Origin of the sequence: Kordia sp. (genome assembly GCF_022447245.1) — a bacterium.
GTDB lineage: Bacteria > Bacteroidota > Bacteroidia > Flavobacteriales > Flavobacteriaceae > Kordia.
In genome coordinates, this window is sequence record NZ_JAKVBC010000033.1 from 1 (window position 1) to 22,446 (window position 22,446).

Here is a 22,446-nt window from a genome sequence, read left to right on the forward strand (position 1 = left end):
GATACAATTATGAATTCTCTTTGGTATTTTAATGATGTAAATCTCTTTAATATCTTATGTCCGCACAAGTTCAAAAAGTATAAAAAAAGTCACCAATTTGATACATATAAAAAGCAAGATTATATTTATTTTGAAGATGATTTTGCCAATAAAGTATATCTAATTGATAAAGGAAAAGTGAAGTTAGGATACTATACAGCAGATGGAGAAGAAGTGGTAAAATCCATTTTATCGAAAGGTGAATTGTTTGGGGAAAAAGCAATATTAGGAGAAGAAAAACGAAATGAATTTGCTCAGTCTGTAGATAATTCAACATCTATATGTCCGATCTCAGTTGATACGATGCACGACTTAATGAGAGACAATCAAACCTTTACATTAAAGATCTATAAATTCATTGGTTTTCGTATCAAAAAATTAGAAAGAAGGTTACAATTATTATTGTTCAAAGATACCAAAACACGCCTCATAGAATTCTTAAAAGAGCTCTGTGAAGAGTACGGATACGAATGCGAAAATACAGGGGATCATCTAGTGAAGCATCCATATACGCAGAAAGATATTGCAAGCTTAATTGGAACTTCGCGCCCTACACTAAACATCATAATGAACGAATTGAAAGAAGCAAATATCATCGATTTTAATCGAAAAGAAATTCGTTTTATTAACTAAAAAATAATATCTTTAAGAGCAACAAGAAGGTTAGATTTACAGCCCAAAAGAAGCCCGAAATTGACATGACATCATGACAGTTTCGGGCTTTGGTTTAGTATTGTTGTTTTTGGTTAATTATTTGGTTTCCATTTTTTTATGATATTTAAAAGTTGCATTTTATTAAATGTTGTAAAATGAGTTTTTTAGAAAAAGTGTAAATTTTTTCAGAAGTGTTAGCTAGCTAACATTTTACGTGATTTTACTACAATACATTTGTATCATAATCATAAAAAATACTCGCAATGATAAAAAAAATGTTTTTGGGATTAGCGTTAGGATTCTTCGCAATCTCATGTAGTAATGATGATGATGCCACAGTTGCGTTATCAAACTTAAATGTGAATTTAAACGGATTAGAAAATCTAGGAAGTGACTTTGTATATGAAGGATGGATTATTGTAAATGGAAGTCCAGTATCAACAGGAACATTTACAGTAAATGATTCAGGAGCTTTATCAAGAACTTCTTTTGCAGTGAATTCAGATCAATTAGCAGCAGCAACAGCATTTGTACTTTCAATTGAGCCAACAGTTGATCCAGATCCAGCACCAGCACCAACAAAATTATTAGCTGGAGATTTTTCAGGAAATACAGCAACCGTAGGACTAGGTCCTGTGACAAGTACGGGAGACTTTAATAACGCTTCGGGAGTATTCTTTTTAAGAACTCCAACAGATGAAGCACCAGGATCAGGAGACAACGGAAACGATCATTATGGTGTTTGGTATGGTACACCAGGAATGCCACCAACATCAGGTTTGAACTTGCCACCTTTAGCAGATGGTTGGAAATACGAAGGATGGGTTGTAGTTGACGGTGTAGGTCCATTAACAACTGGAACGTTTACAGGATTTGATACTGCTGATGAATCGAATAGATTCAGTGGAACAGAAAACAATGCTGGACCTCCAATTCCAGGAGAAGATTTTTTCCTTAATGCACCTGATGGTTTTACATTCCCACTTGATGTACGCGGACGTACCATAGTAATCTCTGTAGAGCCTTACCCAGACAATAGTCCTGCACCATTCCTATTAAAGCCCCTAGTAGGAACAGCAGGAAATGATACGGCACCAGCTACACACGACTTTAACCTAAATGCCGCGTCATTTCCAACTGGAACAATAGTGCGATAATCTTTATGATTAAGTATCGTTAGATGGAAGACACGTTATCAGTAATGGTAGCGTGTTTTTTTTGGTCGCTTCGAGTATTATTGAGATCGAAATATATTTCGATTAAAAATACCAAGCAAATTTGTATTGAGAAGTACTTGGAATTTATTTGTTTCTAAAATAGTATGGATTGTTCGTTAAAATAATCAGCAACAAATTAACAAATCATTATTATGAAAGTTCACATATAACCAACGACTAATCCGTATCTTTCAATTTTTAAATCTTATGAAACTCAAAAGAAAACATTGGAGCAATATAATTTTTGTAGCCATCATCGCATTGATCATTTTTACACCTATTGGAACTTTTGTCAAAGTAAAACTGAATCAAGCAAAGATGTTATTCTTTAGTCCAAGCGCTATTGAGGAAATAAATAGAGTCAATATAAGCAACTTTGATTGGAATTTGGTAGATAGTTCAGGAAAAACGGTTAACTTCAAGGAAATGGAAGGAGACATTATTCTAGTGAACTTTTGGGCAACTTGGTGTCCGCCATGTGTTGCTGAAATGCCAAGCTTGAATGAATTGTACAAAGATTATGGTGATAAAATCACGTTTGTTTTTCTTGCGAATGATAAAATTAAAAGCGTCAATTCGTATCTAAAAAAGAACGAATATAATTTACCAGTGTATTATAGTAAAGATAACGAGCCAGAAGAATTACGCTCACCAAATATTCCAACTACTTATTTGATTGACGATCAGGGAAACATTGTGATGAAAGAAGTTGGTTCCTACAATTGGAATAGTACTAATGTCCGAAATCAAATTGATGAAATGTTAGCGTTTTTGTTGGCGGAGTAAATTCTTGTGTAAATCCTGAAACAAATGAATAATCGGAAAGCAAAGTATACCTTATTTAAAATCAATGTGCTAAAGAAAGTATGTTACTTTGCTTACAGAATAAAGTCTGCTTTTGGAATCAGAACTATTGGATTTAAAGATTTGGATACCTTAGTTTTGATGGAATTGTTGACGCGATATAAACCTGATCTTTTTAGTGTTAGCGTAGCGTCTGTAAAAGATGACTTAGACACTGTAGATCTTGATGTTATTCATGATAAAGGAATTCGTTATGACAAAGCAGATTATTTATCAATTATATTAAATGCAAAAGATCGACAAGTTAGAATTGTAAAGGGCGAAAATCTAAATAACTATATAAGTGATGCTGTTGAATCAGAAATCGTCAAAACCATGCAGCATAAAGTCTCAAACGGAGAAATTCTCTTGGGACTTCATTTGGGAATAAAGCGGCTTCAAAAATGTCTTGTTGCACCAAATTAGGGTACAAGAAGTTAATAAAGCAGGTAAACTTTTGGGTTAACTAGTTTATTTACGTTTAAAGTATTTTCTAGGAACCCATAACATTCCAAAACATTCGCCATCACCTTTGCCTAAGTGTTTGTGATGAATTTTATGTGCTCTACGAATGCCCCTTGCATACCAATTATTGGCATTTCGGAACATTTTAAAACGCTGGTGAATAAATATGTCATGTACCATAAAATAGGCGAGTCCGTAAGCAAAAATTCCAACACCAATTGGCAATCCGTACCAAAAAATATCATACTTCCAAAGTAAAAAACAACCAACACTTACTACTGCATAAAAGATAAAGAAAGCATCATTGCGTTCAAACCAAGAATCATGTTCCTTTTTATGGTGATCTTTGTGAAGCGACCATAAAAAACCGTGCATCACATATTTATGTGTTGCCCAAGCCATAAATTCCATCATACAAAAAGTGGTTAAAAAAGTTGCGATCCAGAGTAGGGTTGTCATTGTTTTTAATTTATATCAAATTTAACTGATAATTTACATATGATTTCGCTAATAACGCCATTTTTTGATAATTTGGAATACGAATTCGTGCATTTTTAATCTTTACCGAAGGCGTTCGTTTTAGCTTAAGCAATAGTTTTGAATAATATTTATAGGCAGTAAATACACCAAATTTTGCTTCTATAGGAAGTTTTGCTATTCCTTCTAAGCCGAGCTTAAAGTCGTGTTCTATTTCTGCAATAATCTTTTGCTTGGAAGCTTCGTCTAAGTTTTTCAAATCAGCATCAGGAAAGTAGGTACGATCTAAATCTTCAAAATCAGCTTTTAAGTCACGTAAAAAATTCACTTTCTGGAAAGCAGAACCTAAAGACATTGCCGAAGACTTCAGTTCTTCATATTTTTTCTCATCTCCTTTTACAAACACTTTTAAGCACATTAAGCCAACAACATCTGCAGAACCGTAGATATATTCTTTGTATTCTTCATTAGTTAGATAGATTTTTTTGTCTAAATCTTGACGCATACTTTTCATAAAGGCATCAATCAAATGAATTGGAATATCGTATTTGTGAACGGTATGCTGAAACGAATTTAAAATTGGATTTAAGCTAATCTTGTGTTCCAGTGCGGAATCCCAATCTGCTTGAAATTTATCTAGCAAGTATTCTTTGTCATACTCGTGAAAAGAATCTACAATTTCATCTGCAAATCGTACAAAACCATAAATATTATAAATGTCTTGTCGGATAGATGGAGCTAACATTTTTGTTGCTAATGAAAAAGACGTACTGTACGTTTTCGTAACGAGAGTACTACAATTGTAAGAAACAGAATCAAATAGTGTTTTCATGAGTATTTGGTTGATGTTTGGAGATTAATTCGGCTACCAATTTCCCAGAAATCAACGCTGGAGGAACTCCAGGACCGGGAACTGTTAATTGACCAGTAAAATATAAGTTAGTCACTTTTTTACTTTTCAAATTAGGTCGAAGAAATGCAGTTTGAAGCAATGTATTTGCCATTCCGTATGCATTCCCTTTATAAGAATTGTAATCTTTTACGAAGTCATTGACGCAAAAAGACTCTTTAAATATAACATGTTTTATGATATTTTGCTGCGTAATTTCCTGAAATCTTTCCATAATGATATCAAAATATTGCTCACGAAGCTCGGGCGTATCCTCTAATCCAGGCGCAATCGGGATCAAAAAGAAACCAGCTTCTTTGCCTTCTGGTGCTGCCGCAGGATCTGTTTTGGATGGGAAGTTTGCATAAAATAAAGGTTCTTTTGGCCAAGAAGCTTTGTCATAAATTACATGAGCATGCGCATCAAAATCTACATCAAAAAATAAGGTGTGATGCGATACATTTTCAATCTTCTTATCAAAGCCTACGTAAAATAGGAGTGAAGAAGGTGCAAAAGTTTTCTTACTCCAGTAATTTTCAGAGTATTGACGATATTTTGTGTCCAACAATGTTTCTGAATGATGGTAATCAGCTCCAGAAAGAATAATGTCACCTTCATATTCACCATTTTCGGTAATTGCTTTTTTAGCTTCTTTTCCTTCTACGTGAATTTTTACAACATTTTCATTCGTTTTAATGGTAACACCTAAGCGTTTTGCCAGAGTTTCCATAGCTTGAATAATGCTATACATGCCACCGTCAGGATGCCAAGTTCCCAATCCGAAATCAGCATAATTCATAAAGCTGTAAAAAGATGGAGTGTCACTTGGTTTGGCACCTAGGAATAGTACAGGAAATTCTAATATCTTGATCAATCGGTCGTTTTTGAATTCTTTGCGAACATCTCGTTTGATATTGCTGAAAAATTGACCAATCTTTTTTATAGTTTTAGTATTAACTAGCTCTAAAGGAGAAACACCAGGTTTGTATACCAAATCTTTGATGGCTACATTGTAATTATCTTCTGCATTAGCAATGAACTTTCGAAGTTTAATACTGCTGCCTTTTTCTTCCTCTTCAAAAGCAGCACAGATTTTCTCTAAGGTATCTTCAATACGAATGGAGTCGTTCTTCCCAAAATATACTTCATATGCTGGGTTGAGTTTCTCTAAATGATAAAAATTTGAGGGCTTCGTGTTGAAGTCACTAAAAAAACGTTCAAACACGTCTGGCATCCAATACCACGATGGTCCTAAATCAAACGTAAACCCGTCTCTTTTTAATTGTCTAGCTCTGCCGCCAACAGTTGTATTTTTCTCAAGAATTGTTACATCGTACCCAGCCTGAGCTAAATAACAAGAAGCAGATAAGGAGGAAAATCCAGAGCCTATTATGATAGTCTTTAATTTCATTGTTTAACAAATATAATAAAAAGTTAAACAAAAATAAAAATAGAATTTTAGATTTCTTCAACTAAATCAATTATTGACTTGAATACTTTCAGATTTTTGTAGTTTTTGACATTCTTTATATGTTTGGATTGGTATCCTAGAAGCCATAGGTGGTTGTTGTCAAAACCAATAAACTTATCAAAATCATCTAAATAGTCTTCAAGCTTGTCCTCTGTGGGCGTGACTGTAAAGTAAGAAATAAAATGCAATTCAGGAAAAAAGGTATGAACATTTGTCAAACTATCTATAGGAATTGTTTGTCCCAGATAAATGGTGTGATAGCCTTTTAGCTGTAACTCGTAATTTAAATACAGTAATCCAATTTCGTGGATTTCATTTTCTGGTAAATATAAAACAAAGGTTTTTGAATTATTCGATTTTTCTAGAGATTGTATACGTTCTGTATTAAGAATAATCTTTTGTTTTATTAGACTGGATATAAAATGCTCGTGAGCAGGGTTTATGGTTTGTGTATGCCATAGTACGCCCAATTCATTCAATAATGGAATAAACGTATCGTAAAAAATTTTACGAAATGATTTTTCAGCTAGTAATTTGTTGTAGGTACTATAAAAAAGGCTATAATCAAAATTAAGCATTGATAACTTAAATGAATTCAAAGCTTGGTTATGAATGTTTTTCTCAGTTGCAATTTCTCTAACAAGAATGTGTATTTTATCTTCAGGTATTTGCGCTATTTTTGATATTTTATAACCATTTTTGTAAAGTAGTGTTATATTGAGAAGTTTTTGTAAGCTCTTGATGTCATAGGTACGTATGTTTGTGTCTGTTCTTTCTGGTGCTAATAGTTCATATCTTTTTTCCCAGATGCGAATTGTATGTGCCTTAACCCCGGAAAGATTCTCTAAATCTTTAATACTAAACTTCGTTTTTACAGCATCCATTCGTTTACCCTTTTTCTAAATAGCTTAAACAAAAATACTAATTTTATCGGTATTTTACTTGCTTTATTTCACTTTGTTATTATTAAGAATAATTCTAAATAACTAAAACTGCCATTTCTGAAATCCTTCTTTGAGATTACTTTGGTAAGGATTAACAGTTAACTACTGAATTGCAGTTATATTGTAATGAATATTAGTTACATACAATTGGTTGCACAGTTAAGGCAACCGTACAATTTCCAGTTGGTCTCGCACAAGTAAATGTAAATACATCTGTTTTGTACAGTACCAATTCCTATGCTTGTATTTTAATCTCCTGTATTTATTCTAAAAATGTAAGCTCCAATAAAAAGTTGTTAGTTCATTTACTAGACCTACCTGCGTTAGAGTTATAATTTAGTTGTTTTAACTTGTAAATATATAGTATATTGACTAAGCGCTGAAGTAGTAGTTATTACTTTCGGTTGCAGTAGCCCTAAAACTTAAATGGCTGAATAAAATACTGTTAAAAGCTTTAGCGATGATTCAGAGAAGTATCCCACATGCGAAAAAATTGTAACGCCTCAGAGCCTGTTCCGAAATTTTATGCTGTACCTGTAAAGCATTCACTGAAAATAAAGTGATTCCCGCTATTAACCGATTAAAAAAAAATGTTTTTTTATGATTAAATGTTTTATTGTTTTTGGTTACTTAAATGCACACTAAAAGACTGCCAATAAAGTAAGTTATGTATGTGTTAATTACATTTTTTAAGTAATAAAAATTAAAGTAAAATCCTCAATATAAGTAGTTTAGTGTTGGGATAATACTAGAGGGTAAGAAAAGTGAAATTAAAATAATGTTTGGATTATGATTTTGTAAGTGCGGCATTCAATTTGCTCCAAAAAAGTATGATAAGATAAAACAGAAAAGCACCAACTAAGCCACTGAAAAAGAATACGACAATATCAAAAAAGAAATCGTTTTTATATAGTTCATTCATCATATAAAAGTGACTACGCACACACAAATTTTAAGCAATTCTAAAAATAGTATGTGTTTTAGCTGTTATTCATACTTAAAAACCTGATATTAGCTACTTTAACACCAAAAACCAATCATAATGAAATATATAAAGACAGTTTTAGTTGCAGTCACAATTTTTAGTTTTTTATCTTTTCAAAAAACAGATTCTTTAGTAGGAAAATGGGAAATGTTTAAGATGGAATCTCCTGAAGGTGAAGTTAGAGAAATGGATGGCGGAAAATGGATGGAGTTCATGAAAGATGGCGTGTTAAAAGGAGGGAATTCCTTAGAAACTACTGATAGAGAAGGGAACTGGGAATACAATGCAAAAACTGACGAAGTCACTATTAGTTTCCCAAAAAAACGCCCTGGCGAAGGAACTTTTAAAGTTAGTTGGGTTGATGTCAAAACAATTTATGTCACGATTGATAAAGGAATAAAAATATACATGAAAAGAATTTGATAACAGAAAACACACAGTCTAGCGAGTGATGAAAACAATTTTAGTTGTTAATGGAGAAAAATATTGGAAAGATATTTTGCCAGCTTATAATGTAGTGCAAAAATCAATTCAGCATACTTCTTGGATTTTAAAATCAGGGAAGTTATATGTGTCAGACCAAAATGGTGTGGTTAAACCTGATGCGATTTTGTGGAGAGTTGGCGCAATTAAACCAAGTGAAATTCAAACAAATGCACTGGATTTAATAGCGTTGGCTGGAATACCATGTGTAAATTCTCCTGAGACCTTAAAAATTGGATTCGACCGTTTGTCTATGTTGGCTACGATTAAAAAGTTAGGTTTGTCAGTGATTGACTTCGATGTAGTGAAACGATCTACCGATTTAAATAATATCAAAATGGAATTTCCCTTTGTGGTAAAAGTTGGAAATTATCATGGAGGTTTTGGGAAAGTTTTGGTAGAAGATGAGCGGAAATGGCAAGATATTCAAGATTTACTTTTTGTGACAGAGCACTACATCACGATTGAACCGTATATCAATTATATTCGTGATATTCGTTATATAGCTATCAATAATAAAGTTTGGGCCATGTCTCGTAAAGGAAAGTTTTGGAAAGCCAATATTGAAACTACCGATTTTGAAGAGTTTGAACCTGAAGAAGCATTGGTAAACGATTTAAAAATGTTACAAAATGCTATTGGAGCAGACATTATTGCCATTGATATTTTGGAGGAAGAAAATGGAAATCTTCATATTGTTGAATACAACGATACTCTGGGATTATCAGGTTTATCAGATGAACTCAAGTATGAACAAGCGGCAGTACTTACTAGAGCTTTAAGTTAAGCACATAGTTTTTCCATTATTATTACAGTAAAAATCATTGCGATTCAGTTCGTACAATAGCTTGTAGAATTTAGTTTCCATACACAATTCAAACAAAAATTAAAATATTACAATACTTATAAAATCATGTTTACAGCAGAAGTAAAAAGCAGGATCGGAGAAGATATTGCCATTATGGTACGTCCCGACAACCATCCTTGGAATTACCTTTGTGAATGCGGAGACGCCGCAGCTATTACAGTAAAAGAATTTCAAAATGCAAACGCAATATTTATCAGTCATACACATATTGATCACTTTGTAAATTTCGATTCCGTGATTCGTCATCAGTTGGGAATTCAACGTCGTGTGATTATTTGTGGACCTAAAGGTTTGGCGAAGCAAGTACAATCACGTATTATAAGTTATTCATGGAATTTGATTCAAGAAGGTGCTATTAGTTATGAAATCAGAGAATTGATCATAGAAAATACCATAGATGTCTATGAATTGGAACCGCCAACTTGGGAATTGAAAAAACTAGAAACCATCAACGGAAATATGCTGTTTCAAGAAAAGAACTTTCAGGTGACAGGTATTTTATTAGATCATAAAATTCCAACATTAGCCTATAAATTTCAAGAACACGATACGGTAAAAATTGATATTACTGCAAGTGGTTTTAAAGGAGGAAGATGGGTAAAAGAACTCAAAGATGCTTTTGAGCAAGATCATTCAGATAAAATTATTGCAATAGAAGACCAAGAGTTTAAAGCAAATGAGTTGTTTCATTTGTTGCACATTCAAAAAGGAGATACTGTTGGTGTGATTATGGATCATGCTGCAAATGCAGAGAATCATGCGAAAATAAAAGCACATTTTTCCAATTCACGAAAAGTGTTTGTGGAAAGTTTTTACAAAGATGAAGACAAGGAGCAGGCAGAAATCAATTATCATAGTTACGCTTCTATGTCAGGAAAAATTATGAAGGAATCTGAAATTCAAGAACCAGTTCCAGTGCATTTTTCAAGAAAATACAAAGAAGAAGATGTTGCGCAGTTAATCAGCGAATTTAATGATGCATTGGCAAATTTATCTGTTTCCTAGATCAAATAAGACCTTTACTCATTCAAGGTTTCATATCGTTACTACTTTATTTAGTTTTGGGTATGAAACCTTATTTATATATATGTATCGTTTTTATATTGATAAGTTGTAGTTCTATTTCCACACCTTGTTATATGGGAGTTCCTCCTAATTTTCCAAATAATAAGGATTTGCAAAAAAAAGCAATAACAAAATTATCAGCAAAAGAAAATATGGAACGACTTTCTTTTTTTGAAAGCGATATTTCTGTATATGAAAAGCTACAGCAAATAAGGTATGAAATACGAAACGACATTATGTATACCTTCAAAGACACTACGGCTATGAGAAAGTTTCCAGTACTATGTAAAACAGTTTTTAGATTAAATTGTAATGGGGATTTTTATGATTTAAATATCAATTGGAATCCAAATACATTAGCCTCTCTAGATCTATTAACAATTAAGAATATTGACTCTATAGCTGTTTTAAATAGAGATATGGCAGTCGTTTTATATGGAACTAATGGAAATTGTGGTGTGATTATTCTGCATTCTAATGATAAGCAACTAAAAAGAAATTTAAGAAAAGTAAGCCATGATGAATAATTAATATTTACTATTAAAAAATAAAAATTTATTGTTTTTAAATAAAAAATCGCCGTTATTTGATGTGTGATTGAAATTTAGACTCATGACATCAATAACAGAAAAATTACTTAAATTCATGCGTTTCCTTGCTTGGTTGGCTTTTATTGGACTTTTAATTAAAGCAGGAGCTATTATTATGTCATTTGGTGTGAGCATCCAAAATCCAGAGGCTTCCAAAGATTTATATCAAGGAATGGATTTGTCTCGTTATTTGGATGCAAGTTTTACACACTATACGATCATTGTATTTTATTATATAATCCTCTATTTATTACAAGCATACATTGCGTTATTTGTGGCAAAATTGTTAACTATAGTCAATTTAGACAAACCTTTTACAATGAGTGTTGTAGCGATTTTACATAAAATTAGCATTACTATTTTTGGTGTATGGATCTTAGCAATGGTGCACAATCTTCATGTGATATTATTGGATAAATACGCAGACATTAAAGCGGAACCATTTGCGAGTGAATATATCTTCTTAGCCGGAATTGTATATGTATTGTCGCAATTGTTCAAAAGAGGAGCAGCTATGCAAAGAGAAAACGAGTTAACGATGTAATTATGGCGATTGTAGTACACCTAGATGTCATGATGGCAAAGCGAAAAATGTCGCTAAATGAGCTTTCAGAAAGAGTAGAAGTAACGCTTTCCAATTTGTCAATCTTAAAAAATGGAAAAGCCAAAGCCATTCGTTTTTCTACCTTAATGGCCATTTGTAAAGCTTTAGATTGTCAACCAGGCGATATTTTGGAATATGTTGAGTAACTTGTAATCAAATTATGTGAATGAACAGAATTAACTATTACAAATGGGCTTTTCGCTTTGCAATTTATATTTTCATTATTCGGATAGTGATCTTCTTTTCAACATTAAATTTAGATTCATTGATCCAATTCAATGAACGTTTCTTTTTAATGATGATTTACCTTGGTAAAATTTCGTTAGGATTATTTCTTGCTTCTATCATTTCTTTGATTATTGGTTTTATTCAAAACCAAGAGCAAAATTATCAATTTTGGACAGCTGTCATTTTATGTATTGGCTTTTCTTTTTATTTAGTTCTAGTTGAATTGTCTTATAATAGTTACGTGCTATTTTAATACATTTTTTAAGAATCTACAAAGCAGATTTAAGTCAATTAATGACAAACACGACCTCATTCAAAGAATTTTGAATCAAATTTTTCAAAATTATTATATACTCTCAATCAGTTCAAAATAACAGATATTAAAGGGGATGAAGCCACTTTTTATTCTAAAATAAAGAGATGATTATATTTAAAATTTTAAATTTTATTTTAAAAAGTTAGGAATCCTAACTATATTTGTTCCGCAATAATGCAACAAACTAAAAAAACAAAAACATGAGTACATCAATTTTTTATCATGCAGGTTGTCCTGTATGTGTAAGCGCAGAACACGACATTATTAATTTAATAGGAGCTGACAATGTGGAGATTGTTCATATTGGAGAAGACAAGTCTAGAATCGCCGAAGCAGAACAAGCAGGAGTGAAGTCCGTACCAGCTTTGGTAACACCAACAAAAAATGTATTACACCTAAATTTTGGTGCTTCTATAGCGGATGTTAAAGCTTAATTTTTTAATTCAAATAGTTAGGAGTCCTAATATAATTTTAAAACAAAAAAATATGAAATCAATTGTAATAGCAATAAGTACTGTATTATTTTTTGCAGCTTGTACAGTTTCCTGTGCACAAGAAAGTCCTTATAATAATGAAGACTTTTCTATTCAAAATGTAAAAGTCACGCATAACAGTGATTTAGCAGTAACCGTTTGGGAAATTAGTGTATCTGGAAAAGCAGGAAATACAACGCCTAAAACAGCGGGGCAACTTGATGGAGCACCCGTTTTAGGATATGTGTTTCCAACAACTTTAAAACCTACGGATGTAGGATTTAGTATGACCGATGGAATTGTAGCTTTGGCACTAACATCACATCCCGATTTTGACGATACACCTTTGTGGGATGAAAATGCTGATCAAATATTTAACAATGATGGAATTATTTGGCATCCGCATTGGGTAGTATTGCACAAAGATGAACGTGTAGCTGGCGGACTTTCTGTAAAACAAATTCGAAAAGACGATAAAACAGTTGTATTACCGCCAACAAATCCAGGAATGCCAATGTATATGGATTCTCCAGGCTATCCAGTGGTTACCAAAAATAATACGATAAAAGTGATTGTTCCTGATTATAGGATGAACCATAAAACAGATTTTAGTTATGATGGTGTTGCTGCTTTTATGAAAGTAAATACGAGCAAAAAGAACCTACCAATGTTGGGTGTCTATGAAGTATTTAGTGTAGCGAGTGGAAATTTGTCATTACCTTATAAAGTGCATTAGTGATGAAAGTTTCAGTTTGGGATACGTATGTAAAACGTACAGATAATCGTGTGATGCACTTTGATATTTTGGTGCCAAGTGATGTTACCGCAGAAGAAACCATCTTTTCTTATGGGAAGACGTATTTAAAGTCTAAAGCTATGGAAGGAGCGGAGCTGACTGCTAGAGAATGTAAATTTTGTCATATCGAAAAAGCTTCTGATGAAGTTATGGTAGCGATTGAACAAAAGGGGTATTTTATTATTGAAATGGAAAATTGTAATTAATTTAATTAGGATTACTAACTTAGCCTGTCGAAATTAACTTCGGCAGGTTTTCTTATGAACAATCAAAACATATTCAATCCAAAAGTATCGCAAGATGTGTCTAGTAAAATTGTTACTGGGCTCGAACGTATTTCTGAAGTTTTTAAACTATTACTTTGGAAGAAAGCGAAGCATATTGGTTTGAGTCCTATTCAAATACAAATCTTAGTTTTTGTGGCTTTTCACAAATCAGAACTTTGCAATGTAAGTCATTTGGCGAAAGAATTTAATATTACAAAACCAACCATCAGTGATGCAATTAAAGTATTGCTTAAAAAAGAAATGATTTTCAAAGATCATTCACCAACCGATCAACGCAGTTATACAATTCAGTTGACCGATGTAGGAAAAGATATTGTTGCCGAAACCAATGATTTTGCAGCACCGTTAAAAGCACAAGTCGATTCGTTTGATGAAACTCAGCTGAATGGCTTTTTTGATACTTTAAGCTCATTGATTTACAAACTTAATCAAAGTGAACTATTAACAGTACAACGAACGTGTTACGCATGTAGATTCTATCAAAAAAATGACAATAACGATTATTGTAACTTACTACAAGCAACATTAAAAAGTCACGATATTCGAATTGATTGCCCTGAATTTGAAGAGAAGTAAATAGACATTCATATATTTTTTACTTTGTGCGATTTATATATTTTTTCAACTATTATCTAGCAATGCATTTATGGAAAGAGAAACTATGATCATTTATAATTTTGAAGCTTTGAAAGAGAAAATGCAAACCATGGAATTTTGGGTTGAATGGACTGTATATTCTGATATTGGACCTAATTGGATTGGAAGCTATCGCAAAGTAGCGTTTGTATTAGGAAGTTATAAATTAGCTTTACTAATTTTCATGAAGAAATAGAGGAAAAACTTGTTACTGCATTAAAAATTCCAAAAACGAGTCAAGATTTAGTTATTTACGGAGACGCAGAAATTCTATTAGAAAATAATACCTAAAAAGCTGATTATAGTTGGTATGCCGCAGCTCCTTATGATGAGCCTGAAGATTCTGGTGATGGAGAAACGGTTTTTTATCCATAAGTTGAATTTAATTGTAACAAAACGGTAGGTATGTTACACTAATTGCATAATGATCAAAACAATACTTTATCAAATTAGACATGCATTTTCTAGTTTGTTTTCAAATCGAAAAAAGGCAGTCCATAAAAGATTAAAAACTTCTTTTGGGAAAGAAAAAGATGAGGATTTCAATTTTTCTATGATTGAAAAGTACTTTCTTCATAAAGAGCATTCAACAGCGCACCAAGTGATTTCTGATAAAACCTGCAACGATCTGGATTTTGATGAATTGTTTATGTTTTTAGATCGAACGCATTCCAAAGTCGGGCAGCAATATCTTTACAATCAACTTCGTGTCATACAACCTAACGATCCAAAAAGGACTTTAAATGAAGAAATTATTTCAGAAGTATCTGCTAACGAAACAAAGCGAATAGCAATTCAGCAAATATTAGAAAAATTGAATCACAAAGATGCTTATTACATTCGAGCCTTATTTCAAGAGCCGCATATTTTGCCACCAAAATGGTTTTCAGGTATCAAAATATTGAGTTTTCTAAGCGTAATATCTGTTATACTTTCTTTTTACAAGCCAATTTTCTTTGGTATTTTTTTAGTGATATTTTGTATCAATTTGATTATTCATTATTGGAACAAAAAGAATTTGGTACAGTATATCAATTCCATTCCGCAATTAATCCGATTGAACGTAGTTGCCGCTCATTTATTCACATATAAAAATTTGCAAAAACTTGATGCTAAATTACCAGATGCAATACAAGTGATTCGTAAAGTGAAAAATAGAATGTCCTTTTTTCAATTAGAAGCAAATTTACAAGGAGAATTTGCCATTCTCGCTTGGTTTGTGTTTGAAATTATAAAAATTACATTTCTTATTGAACCTTTATTTTTATTTGGAGTATTACGAAAATTAGATACTAAACGAAACGAAATTGAATCTGTATTTACCTTTGTGGGTCATGTAGATATGTTAATTTCTATAGCTTCTGTACGAAAAAGTGAAGCCTATTGCATACCAAAAATTTACACAAAAACTGAAATAGAGATTTCTGAAATTCGACATCCATTAATCTATGATTGCGTTACTAATACCTTGCATTTACAAAAAAAATCGTTGCTATTGACAGGTTCTAACATGTCTGGAAAAACCTCATTTATTCGTGCAGTTGGAATCAACGTCATTACTGGATTAACGTTAAATACTTGTTTTGCCAAATCAATGTCGTTTCCGATCATGCGAATCTATTCGGCAATACGTATTAGTGACGATTTAATGAATGATAAAAGTTATTATTTTGAAGAAGTAACGACTATCAAAGAAATGATTCAGGAAAGTCAAAAAAATGGGGTTAATCTGTTTTTATTAGATGAACTGTTTAAAGGGACGAATACAGTAGAGCGTATTTCGGCAGGAAAAGCAGTTTTGTCAGCTTTGGCTAAAAATAATAACAAAGTGTTAGTGTCTACACATGATATCGAATTGACAGACATGCTATTCGATAGCTATGTATTGTATCATTTTGGTGAAATTATTAATTCCAATAAAGTAGCATTTGATTATAAGTTAAAAGAAGGAAAACTAAAAAATAGAAATGCAATTAAAATTCTTGAAATGAATAAATATCCTGAAGAGGTTATTCAGGAGGCCATGGACATTTCAAAGAAGCTCGATGCTTCGTATCAAAATAAAAAAAAGACCAACTAATAAGCTGATCTTTTTAATTGATAATTGTATATATGTTATAATGTTGGAACAATTACATGTCCGCCAACCCAACAATTCATCAAAATCTTTTCGCCTCCTTTATAACCTTTTTTGAAAATATCGGTTTTGCTAGGTGCAGATTGCATGTAGGTAGCAGCTAAACCACTCGCTTCACCTTTAACAGTAGTGTCAACATTTCCTGCTTTGCGAGCAGTTTCAGCTGCTTTCCAATAAATGGCTCTTTTACTAAAATCATCTGTTCCACAAACATTCGCACTAGAACCATACAAGCGCGCCAAGTTTAAATAAGCTCTTCCTGAAGATGGATCCGCTTTTGCGGCTTGTAAATAATACGAACGTGCTTTTGATTTTTGGTTATTCTTTTCGGAAGTCTTACCTAATTTATTTAAAAATGCTGCTTTTTTAGATGGATCAGCCTCCAATTGAATATATGCATCTAGATACAGTTGCGCTTTCTTATGATTTCCTTTGCGAGAGTGAATTTGGTACAAATAAAATTTTGAGTTTGCATTTGGTTCAATAGAATCAATGGTTTCAACCATTTGTATAAAGAGTGTACCATCGTCACATTTCTTAGCATCTAACTGTCCCGCAGCTTTGCGAAGCCACGCGATGTTTGTAGCGTTTTCTTGATACTTTTTTTGAAGCATTGGAATCAAAGTTTCACAAGTTGCCACCTTTTCAATATACACATTCATATTGGTGGTAAGTTTCTCAATAGCTTCTGTATTTTTTGGAGCTTTTTCTTTTTCAGCCGCTAACTTTTCTTTGATAATTTCATACTTTTCTATGAGCTTTTCAAGAGAAATGCCATAAGTGCCAGCTTCATACATTTTGTAGTACAATTCAAAGTAATAATACAAATTCAATGGATTTGTGAAATTTTCTTTGTCTTGTGTAAAAGCATCGTCAAACCATTTGTATTGTTCTGCAATGTTGCCGATATTGTATTTCGTCATCAAAGCGCCAATCTTCGGTAAAAACTGTCCTTTTTTAGTCTTTTCCGGGAAAAGCTTCAATCGATCTTTTAGCAGCTGAATTAACGAGGAAGCTGCTTGTTTTTTGTCTGAAGCTTGTTTCAATTCATAATTGAGCAATCGTTCTCCATAGGCATAAATAACATAATTAGTGCTGGCGCAATCTTTCTGTAGTTTTTTTAATTGTGGAGACGCTTCTGCATATTGCTTTGTTTTTACATTTTCAGCAAATAGCGATAGCGTTTCATTGCAGGTGTGTTGGGCTTTCATGAAAAAGCTTGTCAACACACATAAAATGGTAACTTTTACGGTGTTTTTTGTGTTCATAAATTCAATTTTAATCGGTTTTAATTGAAAAGACCACAAAATTTGTTCCGAAAAAGATGAATACTGTTTATCTAGATCGATATCTCTTCTTATTTATTTCATAAAGTATGCTATCTCTTTTGATAGTTTTTTTTGATTTTTTAGGAGCCTTCCTCGAACTGTCCCAATTGGGTGCGCCTAAACGATATTTTGGATCAAAATAATCACTGGTATCAATATTTAGAGAAAGGATGATACTTACGAGAGCAATTGCTATGAGCAAACTAAAACCATGTTTTTTTAAAAATCGATACATCTTGTATTAAATTTGAAAAGTTATTAATGGATTAGCATACTAATTTAAACAATAGTTACAAATGCTACATAGAAGTATTAAGAAAGAAAAGCGACTCATAAGTCGCCATAATTTAATCACAGCCACGAACTGTGCGTGCGGTTGTAAGTGTTCTAGTTCTGGTACTCCAACCTCCTTTGATTCCATTTGAGTGAAAACTAGAAATTGTTTTTTTAGTAAGTTTCAATGAATTTATAGTTCTTTTTTTCATAATTTTAAATTTGGGTTAAACAATGACTGTAAATTATAAAAACTAAAAATGATTCACTTACGGAAATCCCGTATTTAAAATAAAGCTCTGGTGTATAGAATGATCTAAAGAAAGAAAAAAGCGAACCAAAGTTCGCTTAACAATTTAAATTCCAGTAACGTCTTCTTCTACAATAAATCCGCCGACAATTTGATTAAGTTGTTCAATTTCGAATGTTTCAAATTTTTCTAACATGAAACTAATTTTTAAGATTATTAACTAGTAGTGCATGAAATAGGCAAACGTAACCCTAAAAAAGAATTTAATAGTAAAAATTTTAGACAATACTCATTTAAATCTCTTTAGCGGAAACTTTATTCATCTACTTTGAAGAATTGAAACCTATTAAGTCCCCAAACTAAGCCAACTTTATCATCCTCGATTTGAAACATTCCTTCATCTCCAATGGCTAAATCAATAAATTTTAGATCTCCTAAAGCTGTCAATACTTTGGTATCTCCATTATTAGGGTCATTCACAAATAGCTTATCATCTTTAATGCTTATTTCAATAAAATAGTCACCTATGTTGGGTACTTGATAATTCAGTTTGTATTTCCCTGTAAGTCTGCTTAGCTTATCGTTACTTAATTTGATAGCTTTTACTATTCTAGGGTTACTTATTCCCAAATCATAATAATTTGAAATAGCTCTTAATATTTCATCAATAAGACTATTTCCATTATCGGCATTAGTCATAATTATTACAGCAGTTCCACGTTTTGAAAAAGAAATGAATCTATTGGTAAAACCTGCATTTTTCCCACCATGTCTAAAAATTAAAAAATCTTTCCCAAATTGAAGTGAAGGACCTAATCCCCAGTCATTTTTATGCTTCTTGAGCATTTCAACAACGGTTTCTTTTGTCAGTACAGCATTTTCTTTACCTTTTAAGATTTCTTGAATTTCGATACAGTATTTCGCTAAATCGGAAGGCGTTGTCCATAAGCCAGCCGCCGCTTTCTCAGGATAATTGTGCCACAATCCATCTATGATTCTTCCTTGATAATCATAGGCTGCACTTATATTTCCTTTACGATTTGCTAAAGGTTGTTCAAATGTACTGTTCTTCATTCCAATGCTTTTCAATACATTAGTATTTACATAGGTTTCAAATGGTTGCTGCGTCATTTCTTCAACTACTTTTTGAGCAATAGTGTAACCTCCTCCAGAATATCTCCAAATTGTGCCAGGGACAGTATCTACAAATATTTTAGGAGTATTTCCTTCTCCATTTAGCACTTGGGTTGTTGTAGGGATTGTTGTAGATTGTTTATAGCCTGGAAATCCATGTACCGTCACACCAGCAGTATGCGTCAACAATCTTCTAAGTGTAACTTTTTCATTTTTTGTAAACTCATTATTGGGAACTTTCCAATCTTTGAGATATGTGTTTACATCTACATCTAAGTCAAGGATACCTTTTTCAACTAACTGTAATAGCGCTAATGCAGCTATAGGCTTACTAATAGAACCAGCTTGGAATATCGTGTTTTCATCTACTTTTAGATTGGTGTTTGTGTTTGCAGTCCCGTAGCCTTTTGCCCATTTAATCTTTCCATTTTCTACAACGGTAATACTCACTCCAGGAACTTTATAAAAATTCATTCGTTCAATAATATTAAATGTCTGAACAACATCGCCTTCTGCTTGCGTTTCTAACAACAAACCATTTTCAATAGCTTCAATTTCTTTTGAGTCTTGATTCTTAGTTGTGTTTTGTTTTTTAGTTGTTGTTTGACTTTGACATGAAATACATATCAAAAAAATGCAGATTAATTTTTTCATCACTTATGAGTGTCAGTTATAATGTTGTTTTATGTGTATGTTGAATGATGATAAAGTTACACATTCATACTGAATAAAATGACTAAACATATTTTTGATGACATTGAAAAATAAAAAAAACGACCCTAGGGTCGCTTTTCAAAATCATTTTATGGGACAAGTAATGTTTGATTCGCATCGACAAGAAGGACCAAAAGTAAAATAGGTGCAACTTACATTTGAATAGATTGAGCCTCCTTTCAAAATATTTTCAATATTTGAAATAGACTTTTTATTCAGTATTAATGATTTAAGATTTCTTTTTTTCATAAAAATCGGTTTTAAAATTAATCTTGAGTAAGATTATTGAAAAATGAGATAGTAAGTGGTAATCCCTGTAAGAATTAAACTAAAACATATAATAAGAAAATAATATCCTTATTGAGATTTGATTTTCTTGAAGAAGTTTCTTCGTATGTGTAAAGAATCTAAAATTTAGGTTTAAAAACAACAACATGTTGATAAAAGATATTTAATTAGTAAATACTTTTAAATAAAAAAAGCGAACCGAAGTTCGCTGATATTTAGTAGTTTATTTAAAGCGTAATAGCTGTAAACAGTATTAACAATAGTTAAGGTTGCTTTTGCAGTCGTCTGCTAATGTAACGTAGCAATCACCAAGAGTATCTCCATTACACCAATAAGAAGGATCAGGCATATTTCCACCTTTCATTTGATCAAAATTAGAAACAGACTTTTTGTTAAGCTTTAAAGATTTTAAATTCTTTTTTTTCATAATGTATAGTTTTAAAAATTAATGATTGGCTGAAAATACAAATACTAAACACGAACTAGTTACGGCAAAACCGTAATTAACATATAAGTATTAGCAAGGATAGAAGTAGCACTAAAGGAAATATGCTAACAAAAAAAATCCTAATATTGCTATCAGGATTTATCCTCTAAAAAGAAGTTTCTTAGTACCGAAGATGGGAGTCGAACCCACACGCTCTAATGAACACATGGCCCTCAACCATGCCTGTCTACCAATTCCAGCACTTCGGTAAATATGTGCTTTGCAAAAATAAAAAAAGTTAAGCTTTTGCTTAACTCCTTTTGTGACCTGGCTGGGGCTCGAACCCAGGACCCTCTCCTTAAAAGGGAGATGCTCTACCAACTGAGCTACCAGGTCATCCAAAAAGGAACAGTGATTAATTCCTTGAATGCGGGTGCAAATATAACATCATAATTTTATTTTTCAAGTCTTTTTTAATATAATTTTCTCTTTTTTTTTCTGATTTTTGTAAGCGCTTAAAAATAAATAAATTATAATAGAAGAAATGACGATCGTACTTTTAGGATATATGGCTAGTGGAAAGAGTTCTGTTTCAAAATTATTAGGAACCGAATTAAAATTACCTGTACTCGATTTAGATGATTATATTGAAATGAAAGAGGAAAAAACAATTCCAGAGATTTTTGAATCGAAAGGGGAAATTTATTTTCGAATGAAAGAGCATACGTATTTGAAAGAAATACTAGAAACTAAAAAATCAATGATTGTATCTTTAGGAGGAGGAACACCTTGCTATGCAAATAATATGAATCTGATTCATGAATACACAAAACAAACATTTTATTTGCAAACTTCGATTCCTGAAATTATTAATAGAGTAAAAGATGAAAAAGCGAAACGTCCACTGATTAGGATAATTTCAGATGAAGACTTGCCAGAGTTTATAGGGAAGCATTTGTTTGAACGCAATTCATTTTATCAACAAGCTACGTATAGTATTCTGACAGATAAAAAAACTATTGAAAGTTTAGTAGAAGAAATTAAGGCACAATTAAATTAAATACGCAGTGTCTTGCTCTGCAAATACGACATCAATATGTTCTTGAATGGAAGTTGATAAAGAAATACCTTTAAAATCTGCCTTTATAGGGTATTTTTTGTGATTTCTATTAACAAGTACTGCAGTTTTAAAATTCTTTAAAGGAACGTCTAAAAAGTGCTTTACACCGTAAATTAGAGTTGTACCTGAATTCAAAACATCATCAATAAGAACTAAAGGCTTATTAATGTAAGATTCTTTAGGAATAGAAGTCGAGATTGTTTGTAATGGGTTTTGTTTATCTATCTTAACTTCACACAAGGTAATAGTACCATTAGTGATTTTTTCTAATTCCACTTTTATTTTTTGTGCAAAAACAAATCCATTTTGCGCAATTCCTGCAATGATGATTTCTTCTTCATTCACATTCGATTCCAAAATTTGATAGGCAATACGGCGTGTTTTGTGCTGAATTTGTTGGTGATTAAGTATAATATTTCCCGTTACGGTCATAACTTCAAAATTT

At 32.2% G+C, this 22,446-nt stretch carries 26 protein-coding genes and 2 tRNA genes; 17 read left to right on the top strand and 11 right to left on the bottom strand.

Annotation, left to right across the window (positions count from 1 at the left end; genetic code table 11):
- Positions 1 to 9 precede the first annotated feature (9 nt).
- The 4 genes from MK119_RS18720 (at position 10) to MK119_RS18735 (ending at position 3,179) form a co-directional block, all read left to right on the top strand.
- Positions 10 to 672 carry a Crp/Fnr family transcriptional regulator gene (locus tag MK119_RS18720; protein WP_290682199.1) on the top strand — a complete coding sequence of 221 codons (663 nt, stop codon included), beginning with the start codon at positions 10 to 12 and terminating at the stop codon, positions 670 to 672.
- 284 nt (positions 673 to 956) lie between these two features.
- Positions 957 to 1,850, top strand: a complete 894-nt coding sequence (locus tag MK119_RS18725; protein WP_290682025.1) for an anti-sigma factor — start codon at positions 957 to 959, stop codon at positions 1,848 to 1,850.
- A gap of 267 nt (positions 1,851 to 2,117) precedes the next feature.
- Positions 2,118 to 2,696, top strand: coding sequence for a TlpA disulfide reductase family protein (locus MK119_RS18730; RefSeq protein ID WP_290682028.1), 579 nt, complete (start codon positions 2,118 to 2,120; stop codon positions 2,694 to 2,696).
- A 24-nt stretch (positions 2,697 to 2,720) separates the two neighbouring features.
- Complete coding sequence (locus MK119_RS18735; protein WP_290682031.1) at positions 2,721 to 3,179, top strand: TPM domain-containing protein; 459 nt, start codon at positions 2,721 to 2,723, stop codon at positions 3,177 to 3,179.
- Positions 3,180 to 3,224: 45 nt separating this feature from the next.
- Here MK119_RS18735 and MK119_RS18740 read toward each other — a convergent pair whose 3' ends face one another.
- Genes MK119_RS18740 through MK119_RS18755 form a run of 4 tightly spaced genes read right to left on the bottom strand, consistent with a single transcriptional unit; the run spans position 3,225 to position 6,939 of the window.
- The gene (locus MK119_RS18740) at positions 3,225 to 3,677 is read right to left on the bottom strand and encodes a sterol desaturase family protein (protein ID WP_290682034.1); all 453 of its coding nucleotides are present in this window, start codon (positions 3,675 to 3,677) and stop codon (positions 3,225 to 3,227) included.
- A gap of 10 nt (positions 3,678 to 3,687) precedes the next feature.
- The gene (locus MK119_RS18745; RefSeq protein WP_290682037.1) at positions 3,688 to 4,527 is read right to left on the bottom strand and encodes a phytoene/squalene synthase family protein; all 840 of its coding nucleotides are present in this window, start codon (positions 4,525 to 4,527) and stop codon (positions 3,688 to 3,690) included.
- Entirely contained in the window at positions 4,511 to 5,995 is a 1,485-nt protein-coding gene (gene crtI / locus MK119_RS18750) for a phytoene desaturase family protein (protein WP_290682040.1), read from the bottom strand. The genes MK119_RS18745 and crtI overlap by 17 nt, the downstream gene beginning before the upstream one ends.
- Before the next feature lie 47 nt (positions 5,996 to 6,042).
- On the bottom strand, positions 6,043 to 6,939 hold the full coding sequence (locus MK119_RS18755) for a MerR family transcriptional regulator (protein WP_290682043.1): 897 nt from the start codon (positions 6,937 to 6,939) through the stop codon (positions 6,043 to 6,045).
- A gap of 1,102 nt (positions 6,940 to 8,041) precedes the next feature.
- Here MK119_RS18755 and MK119_RS18760 point away from each other — a divergent pair.
- From MK119_RS18760 to MK119_RS18815, 12 genes are all read left to right on the top strand, one after another.
- The gene (locus MK119_RS18760; protein WP_290682046.1) at positions 8,042 to 8,407 is read left to right on the top strand and encodes a hypothetical protein; all 366 of its coding nucleotides are present in this window, start codon (positions 8,042 to 8,044) and stop codon (positions 8,405 to 8,407) included.
- Between the two features lie 28 nt (positions 8,408 to 8,435).
- Complete coding sequence (locus MK119_RS18765) at positions 8,436 to 9,254, top strand: hypothetical protein (RefSeq protein ID WP_290682202.1); 819 nt, start codon at positions 8,436 to 8,438, stop codon at positions 9,252 to 9,254.
- 126 nt (positions 9,255 to 9,380) lie between these two features.
- Positions 9,381 to 10,340, top strand: a complete 960-nt coding sequence (locus MK119_RS18770) for a peptidase (RefSeq protein ID WP_290682049.1) — start codon at positions 9,381 to 9,383, stop codon at positions 10,338 to 10,340.
- 134 nt (positions 10,341 to 10,474) lie between these two features.
- On the top strand, positions 10,475 to 10,927 hold the full coding sequence (locus tag MK119_RS18775; protein ID WP_290682052.1) for a hypothetical protein: 453 nt from the start codon (positions 10,475 to 10,477) through the stop codon (positions 10,925 to 10,927).
- An 85-nt stretch (positions 10,928 to 11,012) separates the two neighbouring features.
- Entirely contained in the window at positions 11,013 to 11,534 is a 522-nt protein-coding gene (locus MK119_RS18780) for a DUF2975 domain-containing protein (RefSeq protein WP_290682055.1), read from the top strand.
- Between the two features lie 2 nt (positions 11,535 to 11,536).
- A complete protein-coding gene (locus tag MK119_RS18785; RefSeq protein WP_290682058.1) occupies positions 11,537 to 11,740 on the top strand; it encodes a helix-turn-helix transcriptional regulator in 204 nt (67 codons plus the stop codon).
- A gap of 598 nt (positions 11,741 to 12,338) precedes the next feature.
- On the top strand, positions 12,339 to 12,572 hold the full coding sequence (locus tag MK119_RS18790; protein ID WP_290682061.1) for a thioredoxin family protein: 234 nt from the start codon (positions 12,339 to 12,341) through the stop codon (positions 12,570 to 12,572).
- A gap of 52 nt (positions 12,573 to 12,624) precedes the next feature.
- A complete protein-coding gene (locus tag MK119_RS18795; protein WP_290682064.1) occupies positions 12,625 to 13,347 on the top strand; it encodes a hypothetical protein in 723 nt (240 codons plus the stop codon).
- 2 nt (positions 13,348 to 13,349) lie between these two features.
- Positions 13,350 to 13,613, top strand: a complete 264-nt coding sequence (locus MK119_RS18800) for a DUF2024 family protein (RefSeq protein ID WP_290682067.1) — start codon at positions 13,350 to 13,352, stop codon at positions 13,611 to 13,613.
- A 54-nt stretch (positions 13,614 to 13,667) separates the two neighbouring features.
- A complete protein-coding gene (locus MK119_RS18805; protein WP_290682070.1) occupies positions 13,668 to 14,270 on the top strand; it encodes a MarR family winged helix-turn-helix transcriptional regulator in 603 nt (200 codons plus the stop codon).
- Positions 14,271 to 14,340: 70 nt separating this feature from the next.
- The gene (locus MK119_RS18810; RefSeq protein ID WP_290682073.1) at positions 14,341 to 14,526 is read left to right on the top strand and encodes a hypothetical protein; all 186 of its coding nucleotides are present in this window, start codon (positions 14,341 to 14,343) and stop codon (positions 14,524 to 14,526) included.
- A gap of 228 nt (positions 14,527 to 14,754) precedes the next feature.
- A complete protein-coding gene (locus tag MK119_RS18815) occupies positions 14,755 to 16,410 on the top strand; it encodes a DNA mismatch repair protein MutS (RefSeq protein WP_290682076.1) in 1,656 nt (551 codons plus the stop codon).
- Positions 16,411 to 16,445: 35 nt separating this feature from the next.
- On the opposite strand, the gene MK119_RS18820 is transcribed toward MK119_RS18815, so the two are convergent.
- The 6 genes from MK119_RS18820 to MK119_RS18845 all read right to left on the bottom strand — a co-directional run bounded on the left by MK119_RS18820 (position 16,446) and on the right by MK119_RS18845 (position 21,277).
- A complete protein-coding gene (locus MK119_RS18820) occupies positions 16,446 to 17,735 on the bottom strand; it encodes a hypothetical protein (protein WP_290682078.1) in 1,290 nt (429 codons plus the stop codon).
- Between the two features lie 407 nt (positions 17,736 to 18,142).
- On the bottom strand, positions 18,143 to 18,280 hold the full coding sequence (locus MK119_RS18825) for a hypothetical protein (protein WP_290682080.1): 138 nt from the start codon (positions 18,278 to 18,280) through the stop codon (positions 18,143 to 18,145).
- 353 nt (positions 18,281 to 18,633) lie between these two features.
- Entirely contained in the window at positions 18,634 to 20,106 is a 1,473-nt protein-coding gene (locus MK119_RS18830; protein ID WP_290682082.1) for a serine hydrolase domain-containing protein, read from the bottom strand.
- Between the two features lie 601 nt (positions 20,107 to 20,707).
- Positions 20,708 to 20,881 carry a hypothetical protein gene (locus tag MK119_RS18835; protein ID WP_290682084.1) on the bottom strand — a complete coding sequence of 58 codons (174 nt, stop codon included), beginning with the start codon at positions 20,879 to 20,881 and terminating at the stop codon, positions 20,708 to 20,710.
- A 185-nt stretch (positions 20,882 to 21,066) separates the two neighbouring features.
- A tRNA-Leu gene (locus tag MK119_RS18840) sits at positions 21,067 to 21,150 on the bottom strand.
- 54 nt (positions 21,151 to 21,204) lie between these two features.
- Positions 21,205 to 21,277 (bottom strand) — tRNA-Lys (locus tag MK119_RS18845).
- Positions 21,278 to 21,425: 148 nt separating this feature from the next.
- Between MK119_RS18845 and MK119_RS18850 the strand changes: the two genes are divergently transcribed.
- Complete coding sequence (locus MK119_RS18850; protein ID WP_290682087.1) at positions 21,426 to 21,941, top strand: shikimate kinase; 516 nt, start codon at positions 21,426 to 21,428, stop codon at positions 21,939 to 21,941.
- Here MK119_RS18850 and MK119_RS18855 read toward each other — a convergent pair.
- Complete coding sequence (locus MK119_RS18855) at positions 21,933 to 22,433, bottom strand: phosphoribosyltransferase family protein (protein WP_290682205.1); 501 nt, start codon at positions 22,431 to 22,433, stop codon at positions 21,933 to 21,935. The two genes, MK119_RS18850 and MK119_RS18855, sit on opposite strands and share 9 nt — an antisense overlap.
- Between the last annotated feature and the right edge of the window lie 13 nt (positions 22,434 to 22,446).